The sequence below is a fragment of the Pseudomonas baetica genome (assembly GCF_002813455.1).
GTDB classification, from domain to species: Bacteria; Pseudomonadota; Gammaproteobacteria; order Pseudomonadales; family Pseudomonadaceae; genus Aquipseudomonas; species Aquipseudomonas baetica.
Genome location: NZ_PHHE01000001.1, coordinates 415,942 through 428,934, shown reverse-complemented (window position 1 = coordinate 428,934; position 12,993 = coordinate 415,942). Strand labels below are relative to the sequence as shown.

General features: G+C 59.5%; 9 protein-coding genes and 1 pseudogene. 9 read left to right on the top strand and 1 reads right to left on the bottom strand.

What is annotated here, in order from left to right; all coding sequences use genetic code 11:
- Nucleotides 1-208: 208 nt before the first annotated feature.
- The 9 genes and pseudogenes from gap to ATI02_RS01835 all read left to right on the top strand — a co-directional run bounded on the left by gap (nt 209) and on the right by ATI02_RS01835 (nt 10,819).
- Nucleotides 209-1,210 carry a type I glyceraldehyde-3-phosphate dehydrogenase gene (gene gap, locus ATI02_RS01875; protein WP_100845291.1) on the top strand — a complete coding sequence of 334 codons (1,002 nt, stop codon included), beginning with the start codon at nt 209-211 and terminating at the stop codon, nt 1,208-1,210.
- 199 nt (nt 1,211-1,409) lie between these two features.
- Nucleotides 1,410-1,928, top strand: coding sequence for an RNA polymerase sigma factor (locus tag ATI02_RS01865; protein WP_095188046.1), 519 nt, complete (start codon nt 1,410-1,412; stop codon nt 1,926-1,928).
- Nucleotides 1,929-2,052: 124 nt separating this feature from the next.
- Entirely contained in the window at nt 2,053-3,018 is a 966-nt protein-coding gene (locus ATI02_RS01860; RefSeq protein ID WP_095188045.1) for a FecR family protein, read from the top strand.
- A 123-nt stretch (nt 3,019-3,141) separates the two neighbouring features.
- Entirely contained in the window at nt 3,142-5,727 is a 2,586-nt protein-coding gene (locus ATI02_RS01855) for a TonB-dependent receptor (RefSeq protein WP_100845289.1), read from the top strand.
- Between the two features lie 112 nt (nt 5,728-5,839).
- Nucleotides 5,840-6,436, top strand: a complete 597-nt coding sequence (locus ATI02_RS01850; RefSeq protein WP_100845288.1) for a biliverdin-producing heme oxygenase — start codon at nt 5,840-5,842, stop codon at nt 6,434-6,436.
- A 163-nt stretch (nt 6,437-6,599) separates the two neighbouring features.
- Nucleotides 6,600-6,995: a YbaN family protein gene (locus ATI02_RS01845; protein WP_100845287.1), complete on the top strand. Its 396-nt coding sequence runs from the start codon at nt 6,600-6,602 to the stop codon at nt 6,993-6,995.
- Between the two features lie 146 nt (nt 6,996-7,141).
- Nucleotides 7,142-8,422, top strand: a pseudogene (locus tag ATI02_RS33190) (methyl-accepting chemotaxis protein); the annotation flags it as partial.
- Between the two features lie 102 nt (nt 8,423-8,524).
- Nucleotides 8,525-9,280: a methyl-accepting chemotaxis protein gene (locus ATI02_RS33185; RefSeq protein ID WP_374730013.1), complete on the top strand. Its 756-nt coding sequence runs from the start codon at nt 8,525-8,527 to the stop codon at nt 9,278-9,280.
- Nucleotides 9,281-9,472: 192 nt separating this feature from the next.
- A complete protein-coding gene (locus ATI02_RS01835; protein WP_100845285.1) occupies nt 9,473-10,819 on the top strand; it encodes a CoA transferase in 1,347 nt (448 codons plus the stop codon).
- Nucleotides 10,820-11,384: 565 nt separating this feature from the next.
- Here ATI02_RS01835 and arcD read toward each other — a convergent pair.
- Nucleotides 11,385-12,812 (bottom strand): arginine-ornithine antiporter, encoded by a 1,428-nt coding sequence (gene arcD / locus ATI02_RS01830; RefSeq protein ID WP_095188040.1) that lies wholly within the window; start codon nt 12,810-12,812, stop codon nt 11,385-11,387.
- Nucleotides 12,813-12,993: the final 181 nt, after the last annotated feature.

The window sequence follows — 12,993 nt, the reverse complement described above, 5'->3', positions numbered from 1 at the left end:
AGGCTAACGGATGTGGCGACCTGATTGTCTATGCTGATCAAACGCCGTTGTTATCGGAATGACAGACGGCTTTTTTGACCATTCGGACCAGTTGATTCAGGTCACTCGTTGTAGATAAAACAAAATATTGCCACTAAAAAGGCTTGTTTTCTATTTTTATGCGAATAATCTTGTAATTCCAACAACAAAACGACGGCGGCGCTGTTCCATGACTCTTCGAATTGCAATCAATGGTTTTGGCCGCATCGGCCGTAATGTCCTGCGCGCACTGTATACCCAAGGCTATCGACAGGATTTGCAGATCGTCGCCATCAACGATCTGGGCGACAGCTCGATCAACGCGCATCTGCTCAAATACGACACCGTTCACGGCACATTCGATGCACAAGTCGAGCATGACAACGAGAGCCTGACTGTCAATGGCGACCGCATTTCAGTCAGCGCCATTCGCAACCCGGCCGAGCTGCCCTGGGCTGCGGAAAAAATCGATGTGGTGTTCGAATGCACCGGTCTGTTCACCGACCGTGCCAAAGCCGCTGCGCATATTACTGCCGGCGCACGCAAAGTGATCATCTCGGCCCCGGCCAAAGGTGCCGACGCCACCGTGGTTTACGGTGTGAACCACGACATTCTGCGCCAGTCGCATCAGATCATCTCCAACGCTTCGTGCACCACCAACTGCCTGGCGCCTGTCGCGCAAGTGCTGCACCGTGAGCTGGGCATCGAAAGCGGTTTGATGACCACCATCCACGCCTACACCAACGACCAGAACCTGACCGACGTCTATCACACCGACCCGTACCGCGCGCGTTCGGCCACGCAGAACATGATTCCGAGCAAGACTGGCGCCGCTGAAGCGGTAGGCCTGGTGCTGCCGGAACTGGCGGGCAAGCTGACCGGCATGGCCGTGCGTGTGCCGGTGATCAATGTGTCGCTGGTGGATCTGACCGTTCAGCTGAAGAAAGAAGCCACCGCCGAGGAAGTGAATGCCCTGCTGAAAGCGGCCAGCCAGCATTCGAAAATTTTGGGCTACAACACCTTGCCGCTGGTTTCCAGCGACTTCAACCACAACCCGCTGTCGTCGATTTTCGACGCCAACCACACCAAATCCAGCGGCAAACTGCTGAAAGTGCTGGCCTGGTATGACAACGAGTGGGGCTTCTCCAACCGCATGCTGGATAACTGCCTGGCGTTGTGCAACGCCGAATAATCTCAAGTAATCCCCTATCCCTGTGGGAGCGAGCCTGCTCGCGAATACGATGTGTCATTCAACATTTATGTTGGCTGATACACCGCTTTCGCGAGCAGGCTCGCTCCCACAAGGTTTTCCGTTCTATTCAAAATCAGTACTTGACCATTCAGCTAGATGATAAGCATTATCATTCGCTTGAAATGGATCAGGTCTTCCCGTGAGTCAATCACACTTCAACCACGTCTTCCTCACCCAGCGCACGTCCTTGCTGCGTACGCTGGAACGGATGGTCAACAATCACAGCACCGCTGAAGATCTGTTGCAGGAAACCTACCTGCGCGTGACGCGGGCGCTGAGCGAGCGGGCCATCGATCATCTCGAACCCTTTGTCTTCCAGACCGCGCGCAATCTGGCCCTGGATCATCTGCGTGCGCGCAAGATCCATTCGCGGACCATGGTCGATGATGTGCCGCAGGCAGTTGTGCACAGCGTCGCCGCCCCCGCCAGCAGCGCCGAAGACGCCGCCCACGCCGAACAATTGCTGGAGCGCCTGAACGTGAGCCTCGGTCAACTCAGCCCGCGTCAGCAGCAGATTTTCATCCTCAGCCGCCTGCACGGTCATAGCTATCAGGAAATCGCCGACGAACTGAACGTGTCGCTCAGCACCGTGCAGAAAGAACTGAAACTGATCATGAGCATTTGCATCGGCGTCGCCGAACGCTTGAATGGCGACTGAGGCTGTAGGCCTTTTCTGTTTGTGCCAGGTTCAACTGCACTGATCATCGGGCTTTGTTACCCTTGCCCGACTTTTACGCTTCACTAAAAAAACAGCCGTGCGCAGACACTGCCGAGGAAACACCGTGACGGACACCCACCGCTCGCCTTCGCCCGAAACGGCGCAGGACGCCGCACTTGCAATGGACCAGGCGCTGGACTGGCTCATCGTGCTCGGCAGTCCGGACCAAGAGCAGACCCGGCAATTCCACGCGTGGCTGGCGGCTGATCCGTTGAATGCCGAGGCCTTCGCCAAGGCGCAGGCGATCTGGGACGGCCCGCAGATCGCCCAGTGCGCACAAAACCTCGCGGCCAAACCTGCGAAAGTCACTGTCCTCAAACGCCTGCGCCCCCACTGGAAACCGCTGGCGACCGCTGCGGTGCTGGTGCTCGGTCTGTTCAGTTTCAGCAATGTGCCGATGCGCCTTCAGGCCGATCATCTGACCGTGGTCGGCGAACGCCAGCGCCTGCAACTGGAGGACGGTTCGAAAGTCCTGCTCAATACCAACTCGGCGTTTTCCAGCACCATCAATGATCAACAGCGCGTTGCCCGGTTGTATCAGGGCGAAGCGTTTTTCGAGGTCGCGGCCAATCGCAATCAACCGCTGGAAATCGACGCCGGCCCGGTCAAGGCCAGCGTGCATGACACCGCGTTCGCCGTGCGCTATCTGGACGGTGTCGCGCAGGTCAATGTGCAGCGCGGCGATGTCGATCTGCGTGCGACCCATAACGATGCTCGGGTTCGCTTGAGCGCAGGGGAAAGTATCCGCATCGGCCCCAACGGTTTCGACCGCCCGGCCAAACTCGACGCCAATACCGATCTGGCCTGGGTGCAAGGTCGACTGGTGTTCGAGAACTGCCCGCTCAATCAGGTGCTGGCCGAACTGCGCCGCTACTATCCGGGCTGGATCATCAACAACAACGAGCAGTTGGCCGACGTTGCCGTGACCGGCAATTACCGCCTCGATCAACCGCTCGACGTGGTGCGCTCCCTCGCCCACATCACCTCCGCACGCCTGCAGGAATTCCCGGCGCTGGTGATCCTGAACTAAATGAGAATTATTTTTACTCGATAGCGTGAGCGCGTTCGTCTAGTTATAGCCAATGCAATTGATTCGCATCTTCGGACGCGAAATCAGCACCTATAAAGATTCGTGCGACACGGAGCGCTATCGATGTCCTCTCGCCTTACCCGCCAGACTGCTTCCCCTTCCCGCGTATTGTCGCTGCTGACCGCTGCCATCCTGATGGCCGGCAGCGCGCCGCTGCTGGCTGCCACTGAGCAACCGGCGCGCAACATGGGCGATTACTCGTTCGCCATCGGTCAGCAGCCGCTGGTGTCGGCCCTCAATGCCTTCACCGCCGTGACCGGCTGGCAAGTCGGCTTACCGGCAGAACTGGGTCAGGGCATATCGTCGCCGGGCGTACGCGGCTCGCTGCCACCGGAAAAAGCCCTTGAGCGCCTGTTGGTGGGGACCAACCTGAGCTTCCGCAAGCTGAGCAACAACAACGTCGTGCTGGAAAAACGCAGCACCAGCGGCGCGCTTAATCTGGATCAGGTGACCATCAGCGCCACCCGCCAGGAACAGTCGGTGAACAGCGTGCCGAGCACCGTCACCGTGCACAGCCGTGAAGAACTCGATCGCAACAACGTCAACACCATCAAGGATCTGGTGCGTTATGAGCCGGGGGTTTCCGTCGGTGGCGCCGGCCAGCGTGGTGGTATCAGCGGCTACAACATCCGTGGCATCGACGGCGACCGCATTCTGACTCAAGTCGATGGCGTGGAAATCCCCAACAGTTTCTTCAACGGCCCGTACGCCAAAAGCCAGCGCAATTACGTCGACCCGGAAATCGTCAAACGCGTGGAAATCCTTCGCGGCCCTGCCTCGGTGCTGTACGGCAGCAACGCCATTGGCGGCGCCGTCAGCTACTACACCCTCGATCCTGACGACATCATCAAGCCCGGCAAAGACGTCGGCGCCCGCCTGAAAACCGGTTACAGCTCCGCCGATGAGAGCTGGTTGAAGTCCGCCACCGTCGCTGGCCGTGCCGATCAGTTCGATGGCTTGCTGCACTTCAGCCGCCGTGACGGTCACGAGACCGACTCCTACGGCAGCAACAATGGCACCGGTCTTGAGCGCACCGCCGCCAACCCGGAAGACGTCAAGGCTACTAACGTGCTGGCCAAGATCGGCTGGAACTACAACGAAGATTCGCGCCTGGGCCTGACCTACGAAAAGTACAAGGATGATCGCGACACCGATCAAAAAAGCGCCTACGGCGGCCCGTACTTCAACGGCGCCCCGACCATTCCAGACAGCATGCTGCCCGGCGGCATGTACCAGTGGCGCACCGGTAACGACACCATCACCCGCGAGCGTTTCGGCATCGAACACAGCTTCGCCCTCGACAGCCTGCTGGTCGACAACGTGAAGTGGAGCCTCAACCACCAGATCGCCAAGACCGACCAGAGCACCGAAGAGTATTACTACCCGATGACCCGGAAAGTGCTGCGTACCCGCGACACGGTTTACGAGGAAAAGCAGTGGGTCTTCGATGCGCAACTGGACAAGGCCTTTGCCATCGGTGACACCGACCACGTGCTGACCTACGGCACCACGATCAAACAGCAGAAAGTCACCGGCTCGCGCAGCGGCGACGGCAAGTGCCTGGCCGTCGGTCGCGGCTGCACCGCGATTGGCGCCACCAGTGTCGCTGACGTCTTGAAAAAGGCCAGCGACTTCCCGGACCCGACCATCAACACCTACAGCCTGTTCGCCCAGGATCAGATCAGCTGGAACGACTGGACCTTCCTTCCAGGCCTGCGCTACGACTACACCCAACTCAAGCCGCACATCACCGAGGAATTCCTCAACACCGTGGCGGCGGATGGCCAGGGCACGGTCAGCGACAAGAACAAGACCTGGCATAAAGTCTCGCCCAAATTCGGCCTGACCTACGCCTTTAACGACAACTACACCTGGTACGGTCAATACGCCGAAGGCTTCCGCACGCCGACCGCGAAAGCGCTGTACGGTCGTTTCGAGAACAACACCACCGGTTACCAAGTGGCGCCGAACCCGGACCTGGAACCGGAAAAAAGCAAAAGCTACGAGACCGGTCTGCGCGGCAACTTCGAGTCTGGCTCGTTTGACGTGGCGGTGTTCTACAACAAGTACCGCGACTTCATCAACGAAGATGCGGTCACCCCGGGTTACAGCGAGCTGACCTTCCAGTCGAGCAACATCAAGCACGCGACCATCAAGGGCGCGGAAGTCAAAGGTCGCTTGAATCTGGATGCGTTCGGCGCGCCGCAAGGCCTGTATACCCAAGGCTCGATCGCCTACGCCTACGGCCGCAACGACGACAGCGGCGAACCGCTCAACAGCGTCAATCCGCTGACCGGTGTGTTCGGGCTCGGTTACGACCAGGACAACTACGGCGGTTTGCTGAGCTGGACATTGGTGAAGAAGAAGGATCGTGTCGACGACAGCAACTTCAAGTCGCCGGATGGCGTCAGCAGCCAGTTCAAGTCACCGGGCTTCGGTATTCTTGATCTGACCGGCTTCTACAAAGTCACGAACGACGTCACCGTCAGCGGCGGCATTTACAACCTGACCGACAAGAAATACTGGCTGTGGGATGACGTGCGCGGTTACGACAGCGTCGGCGAAGCCTCGGTAACGCAACCGGCCAACCTTGATCGCCTGACCCAGCCGGGCCGTAACTTCGCGATCAATCTGATCTGGGACATCTGATCCCGTCTGCCTCACTGCGCGTATTCATACGCCGCGCAGTGAGGCTTTTTTTACTGTCCGGCGCTATCCCGTTCGTCTCGTTATCAAGCGCCTCTTTTATCAAGGACACCCCATGACCACTTCGCAAAAAGCCCTGCGTTCGCAACGCCTGAACCAGATCACGCACGAGCCGCACAGCAAGCTCGACGCCCTGGTCAAAGCCCATGCGCCATTCGAGACTCGCGCCAACTTCACCCGGTTTGTGGTGGTGCAATACCTGTTTCAGTCGGAACTGGTCGACCTCTATAACAACGCCGAACTGACCGCGATCGTGCCGGACTTGCCAGCCCGTTGCCGTGCCGAAGCGGCCAAGGCAGATCTGGCGGATCTGGAAACTGAAGTGCCGGCACCTGTGGCTGGCGCGGTGAAGAACCCGAGCAAGGCTCGTGCGCTGGGCTGGGTCTTTGTCTCCGAAGGTTCGAAGCTCGGTGCGGCGTTTCTGATCAAGCGCGCCGTGGCGCTGGAGCTGAGCGAAACCTTTGGTGCGCGTCATTTGGGTGAGCCCGAAGGTGGTCGCGCCGAAGGCTGGAAAAGCTTTGTGCGCACCCTCGACTCGTTGCAGTTCAGTGCCGAGGAAGAAGCTGAAGTCGAGCAAGGCGCGATTGACGCGTTCAACCGCTTCACCGTGTTGTTGGAACAGGCTTATGCCACCGAAGCAGAACTTGCCTGAAGCAACACCTATTCCTTGTGGGAGCGAGCCTGCTCGCGAATACGGCAGCACATTCAACATTAATGTGACTGATCCACCGCTTTCGCGAGCAGGCTCGCTCCCACATGGGAACTGCAACAACCTGTAAGATCTCCATTCCGCTTCATAATCACTCGCTGAGCCCATGCCGCAACCCGCCACCTCAAAAATCGCCCGCCTGCTGTTCGGCCTGCTGGCCTATGTCAGCCTTGGCATCGGCCTGATTGCCATCGTCGTGCCCGGCCTGCCGACCACCGAGTTCATCCTGCTCGCCGCCTGGGCCGCGACGCGCAGTTCGCCGCGACTGAGTGCCTGGCTGGAACACCATCGCCTGTTTGGGCCGATCCTGAGCAACTGGCGCAACGGCAAAATCATTGCGCGCAAGGCCAAGGTCAGTGCGACGGTGAGCATGCTGCTGTGCGCGACGCTGATGGTGCTGATGCTCGATCACGGCTGGCCGGTCTATCTGGCGATTGCCGGGATGAGTTTGGGCAACCTGTGGATCTGGTCGCGACCGGAAACCTTGCCCCCCCCTTCCTGAGCCCGCGTAACACCCCTGAAACTTCTCTGTAATTAATCACCCTTGCAGCACATTCCCCTGCGCAAACGTTTAGCGCTGAATGGATTTGGCGAACCGGGTAGTTCATACCCGAATGCCACCCGTTTTATTCATTCGCGAGAACGCCCATGTTCGACTCTCTTTCCATTCGCCTGAAAATCGTTCTGCTCTCTGGTCTATGCCTGCTCGGTGTGGTTGCGCTGATCGTCGGCATGAACATTTACCAGACCAACCAGAACGATAAACTGGTCAGCGACTCCAGCAACAAGTTGCTCACCACCAGTGTGCAGAACCTGCTGCAGGCCAAAGCCGCCGAACAAGCGGTGCGCGTGCAGAAGACCTTTGGCGAAAGCCTGACGGTGATCACCGCGCTGGCCGACCAGATCAAGGACATGCGCGTAATGGCCGCCAAGCGTTCGCTGGACACCGGTGCCTTGCGTGAAGAGTTGAACCTGAACCTGAAAACCGCGTTCGAGCGTAACGACAAGGTGCTCGGCATCTGGCTCGCCTTTGAACCGAACGGGCTCGACGGCAAGGACAGCGAGTTCGCCAACGACGCGGCGCGCCAGTCCAACGAAGCCGGGCGTTTTGCCAGTTACTGGAGCCGCGCTGCCGGCTCCTCGCTGAACACAATCATGGTCGAAGAAGACATGACCAAGACCACGTTGAGTGTCAGCGGCACGCCGTACAACAGTTGGTACACCTGCCCTCGCGACAACAAACGCACCTGCCTGCTCGACCCGTATGCCGATACCGTCGGCGGCAAGGAAATGCTCATGACGACCATTTCCGTACCGTTGATCGTCGACGGCAAAGCCATCGGTGTGGTCGGCGTCGATATCGCCCTCGACGCCTTGCAAGCGGCCACCGCGGAGTCCCAGCGCAACCTGTTCAACAACGCCGGGCACATGCTGATTGTGTCCGGCAGTGGCGTGCTGGCGGCCGACAGTTCCGACGCCGCCAAGGTCGGCAAGAAAATCAGCGACACCCTCGGCGCCGACGGTAAGGATGTGCTGCAACTACTCGGCAGCGCCACGCCGAAGATCATCGAACAAGGCGATCTGATCCGAGCTGTGTATCCGGTCGAACCGATTGGCAACTCGCGCGCCTGGGGCGTGGTCATCGACCTGCCGAAACAAGTGTTGCTGGCCGATTCGGTCAAGCTGCAAGCGGTGCTCGATGACACTCAGGAAACCGGCGTATTCATGGCATTGGCAGTGGCGGTGGCTGCCGGTCTGATTGGCTTGTTGCTGATCTGGCTCACCGCTTCCGGTGTCACTCGTCCGATCAACAGCGTTGCCGAGATGCTGAAGAACATCGCCAGCGGTGAAGGCGATCTGACCCAGCGGCTCAATTACAGCAAGCAGGATGAACTGGGCGAACTGGTGAACTGGTTCAACCGCTTCCTCGACAAGCTGCAACCGACCATCGCGCAGATCAAACAGAGCATCACCGAAGCGCGCGGCACCGCCGACCAATCTTCGGAAATCGCCCGTCAGACCAGCGAAGGCATGCAGGTTCAGTTCCGCGAAATCGACCAGGTGGCCACCGCCTCCAACGAAATGAGCGCCACCGCCCATGACGTTGCCAACAGCGCGTCAAACGCGGCCAACGCCGCCAAGGGTGCCGATCAGTCGGCCAAGGACGGCATGTCGATCATCGAGCGCAGCACCCGCGACATCAATCAACTGGCCGATGAAGTCAGCAAAGCAGTGACCGAAGTCGAAGCACTGGCGGTCAACAGCGAGCAGATCGGCTCGGTGCTGGAGGTGATTCGCAGCATCGCCGAACAGACCAACCTGCTGGCGCTCAACGCCGCCATCGAAGCGGCCCGGGCCGGTGAGAGCGGGCGCGGGTTTGCCGTGGTGGCGGACGAGGTGCGCAACCTGGCCAAACGCACGCAGGATTCGGTGGAAGAAATTCGCATAGTCATCGAGAAGATCCAGACCGGCACCCGTGGCGTGGTCGCGACCATGCATTCGAGCCAGACCCAGGCGCACAACAACGCCGGGCAGATCCGTCAGGCGGTGGATGCGCTGGGCAAGATCAGCGATGCGGTCACCGTGATCAGCGACATGAACCTGCAAATTGCCAGCGCCGCCGAACAGCAGAGCGCGGTGGCTGAAGAGGTTAACCGCAACGTCTCGGCGATTCGGACCGTGACGGAGACGTTGACCGAGCAAGCCACCGAATCGGCAGCGATCAGCAGCCAGCTCAATGCCCTGGCGAGCCAGCAGATGAAATTGATGGATCAGTTCCGGGTATAACAATCCGGCACAAATCCCTGTGGGAGCGAGCCTGCTCGCGAAGAGGTCGTCAAATCCAACACCTTTGTTGACTGACACACCGCTTTCGCGAGCAGGCTCGCTCCCACAGGGGTACGTGTTCTGCCCAGGGAATTTCATCTGAGCTGACATTCTTTTGCACTATCATCGCCCTCTCGCTCCGGAGGGCCTTCGATGACTGATTTACTCACGTCCATTCAAGCCGCACTCGGCTTGCCGCACACGCCTATTCCGTTCACCGCCAGCGGCGCCCTGCCCTCGGCGTTCGCCGTCACCGATCTGGCCTGCGCGAGCATTGCCGCTGCCGGGCAAACGATCAGCGAACTGATCCAGCAACAAACCGCTTATCTGCCAAGCGTTGAAGTCGACCGGCGTCTGGCCTCGTTCTGGTTCGCCACCTCGCTGCGTCCGATGGGCTGGGAAGTGCCGCCGTTGTGGGATCCGGTCGCAGGTGACTATGCGACCCGCGACGGCTGGATCCGCCTGCACACCAACGCCTCGCATCACCGCGCTGCCGCTGAACGCGTACTGGGCGCCTGTGCCGACCGCGCAGCGATGGCGGCGAAAGTCGCGCAATGGGCGAGCAACGATCTGGAGCAAGCGGTGGTCGACGCCAAGGGCTGCGCTGCCGAAATGCGCAGTTGGGCGCAATGGCAACAGCATCCGCAAGGGTTGGCGGTGAATGCCGAACCGCTGGTTCAGTTCATTGATCAGCCGGACGAACGCCGCAAACCGTGGCAAGGCTCAGCGGCGCAACCGCTGGCCGGGATCAAGGTGCTGGACTTGACGCGGGTACTCGCCGGGCCCACCGCCAGCCGTTTTCTTGCAGGGTTTGGCGCCGATGTTTTGCGCATCGATCCGCCGACCTGGAACGAACCGGGCGTGGTCCCGGAAGTCACCCTCGGCAAACGCTGCGCGCGACTGGATCTGCATGATCCGACGGATCGCGCGGTGTTCGAAAACTTGTTGAAGGACGCCGACATTCTGCTCCACGGCTACCGCGCCGATGCGCTGGAGCACCTTGGCTTCGGTGTCGAGCGTCGTCGGCAACTGGCACCGGGACTGGTCGACGTCAGCCTCAACGCCTACGGCTGGAGCGGGCCGTGGCAGAACCGCCGAGGTTTCGACAGTCTGGTGCAGATGAGCAGCGGCATCGCCGAGGCCGGGCAGCGCTGGAAGCACGCCGACAAACCGACACCGTTGCCGGTGCAGGCGCTGGACCATGCGACCGGGTATTTGATGGCGGCGAGTGCGATCAGCTTGCTGAGCGAGCGGTTGCGCAGTGGTCGCGGAGGATCGGCACGGTTGTCGCTGGCGCGGACGGCGAAACTGTTGATCGAGCACGGACCGGGGACGAGTGAGGCGTTACGAGCGGAGGATGAGCAGGATCAGCGCTTGGAGATTGAGCAGACACCGTGGGGGCCGGCGCACCGGTTGCAGGTGCCGGTGAAGATCAGCGGGACGCCGCTGCAGTGGGCGCTGCCGGCCACCGAACTGGGTTCGCATCACCCAAAGTGGTGATGAACATACGGGCCTCTTCGCGAGCAAGCCCGCTCCCACATTTGACCGAGTCTCTTCTGACGGAACGCGATTGAATGTGGGAGCGGGCTTGCTCCCACATTTGACCGAGTTTCTTCTGACAGAACGCGATTGAATGTGGGAGCGGGCTTGCTCCCACATTTGACCGAGTCTCTTCTGACGGAACGCGATTGAATGTGAGAGCGGGCTTGCTCCCACATTTGACCGAGTCTCTTCTGACGGAACGCGATTGAATGTGAGAGCGGGCTTGCTCCCACATTTGACCGGGTTTCTTCTGACAGAACGCGATTGAATGTGGGAGCGGGCTTGCTCCCACATTTGACCGAGTCTCTTCTGACGGAACGCGATTGAATGTGAGAGCGGGCTTGCTCCCACATTTGACCGAGTCTCTTCTGACGGAACGCGATTGAATGTGGGAGCGGGCTTGCTCCCACATTTGACCGAGTCTCTTCTGACGGAACGCGATTGAATGTGGGAGCGGGCTTGCTCGCGAAGACGGCCGCACGGACACCTGCGATTCAGGGTCAATCCGTGCGGCTCGTCAACCTCACAACGACAGCACCCCGCTGTACAAACCATAAGCCGCCAACCCTGCCCCAATGATCACAGCGGTAAAAATCCCCTTCTCCACCGGGGTGAACAACGGCTCACCCTGCTCATGTTTGGCCTTGGCAAACAGGATCACCCCCGGCGCATACAACAACGCCGACAGCAGCAAATACTTGACTCCGCCGGCATACAACAACCACACCGCATAACACAGCGCGATGCCACCGATCAGCAGGTCCTTGGTGCGTTCGGCCGAGGCGTGTTCGTAGGTTTCGCCGCGCCCGCTCAACAACACCGCGTAGGCGGCCGACCACAGATACGGCACCAGAATCATCGACGATGCGAGGTAGATCAGGCTGGTGTAAGTGCCTGCCGAGAACAGGGTGATCAACAGGAAAATCTGGATCATCACGTTGGTCAGCCACAACGCATTGACCGGCACATGGTTGGCGTTTTCCTTTTTCAGGAATGCCGGCATGGTCTTGTCCCGAGCCGTGGCAAAAAGAATTTCCGCGCAGAGCAATGCCCACGACAGCAACGCGCCGAGTAGCGAGATCGCCAGACCGATACTGATCGCCAGCGCCCCCCACGGCCCGACGATATGCTCCAGCACCGCCGCCAGCGACGGGTTCTGCAAACTGGCCAGTTCCGGCTGGCTCATGATCCCCAGCGACAGCACATTGACCAACACCAGCAGCGCCAGCACGCCGATAAAACCGATCACCGTGGCGCGACCGACGTCACTGCGTTTCTGCGCCCGCGCCGAGTACACGCTGGCCCCCTCGATACCGATGAACACGAACACCGTCACCAGCATCATGTTGCGTACCTGATCCATCACCCCGCCAAACGTCGGGTTGCTGCGCCCCCAGATATCGCGAGTAAAAATATCAGCCTTGAACGCCACGGCAGCGATGACGATGAACATGATCAGCGGCACGATCTTGGCCACGGTAGTCACCTGGTTGATGAACGCCGCCTCCTTGATCCCGCGCATCACCAGAAAATGCACGGCCCACAGCAGCACCGAGGCGCAACCGATAGCGATGGGCGTGTTGCCCTGGCCGAACACCGGAAAGAAATAGCCGAGGGTGCTGAAGAGAAGAACGAAATAACCGACATTGCCCAGCCAGGCGCTGATCCAGTAACCCCACGCCGAGGAAAACCCCATGTAATCGCCAAAACCGGCCTTGGCGTAGGCGTACACCCCCGAATCCAGTTCGGGTTTGCGATTGGCCAGGGTCTGAAACACGAAAGCGAGGGTCAGCATGCCGATCGCGGTAATTCCCCAACCGATCAGAATTGCCCCGGCATCGGCGCGTGCCGCCATGTTCTGCGGCAGGGAAAAAATCCCCCCGCCAATCATCGACCCCACCACCAGGGCGATCAACGCCCCCAGTTGCAGCTTTTGCGTCGGTTGCGACATTCCAGTCTCCCTTTCCTGCTCTGGCACTCATCAAAAAGAGGCGGTTTTTAACTAAACGGATAAAGCGTAAGTACGTTTATTGAATAACGCCAATTAACGCCTTTTATATATAGCCAATGGCGCTAACGCCTAACACGGATAGTCGCTTTTGTGTGCGAATCCTGATTATTCGATTCTGTAC

Bases quoted from the DNA above. Each gene is read 5' to 3' on its own strand.
- ATI02_RS33185 (WP_374730013.1), top strand. From the start codon at position 8,525: ATGCAGGTTCAGTTCCGCGAAATCGACCAGGTGGCCACCGCCTCCAAC.
- ATI02_RS01855 (WP_100845289.1), top strand. From the start codon at position 3,142: ATGTCCTCTCGCCTTACCCGCCAGACTGCTTCCCCTTCCCGCGTATTG.
- ATI02_RS01850 (WP_100845288.1), top strand. From the start codon at position 5,840: ATGACCACTTCGCAAAAAGCCCTGCGTTCGCAACGCCTGAACCAGATC.
- arcD (WP_095188040.1), bottom strand. From the start codon at position 12,812: ATGTCGCAACCGACGCAAAAGCTGCAACTGGGGGCGTTGATCGCCCTG.
- ATI02_RS01845 (WP_100845287.1), top strand. From the start codon at position 6,600: ATGCCGCAACCCGCCACCTCAAAAATCGCCCGCCTGCTGTTCGGCCTG.
- ATI02_RS01835 (WP_100845285.1), top strand. From the start codon at position 9,473: ATGACTGATTTACTCACGTCCATTCAAGCCGCACTCGGCTTGCCGCAC.
- gap (WP_100845291.1), top strand. From the start codon at position 209: ATGACTCTTCGAATTGCAATCAATGGTTTTGGCCGCATCGGCCGTAAT.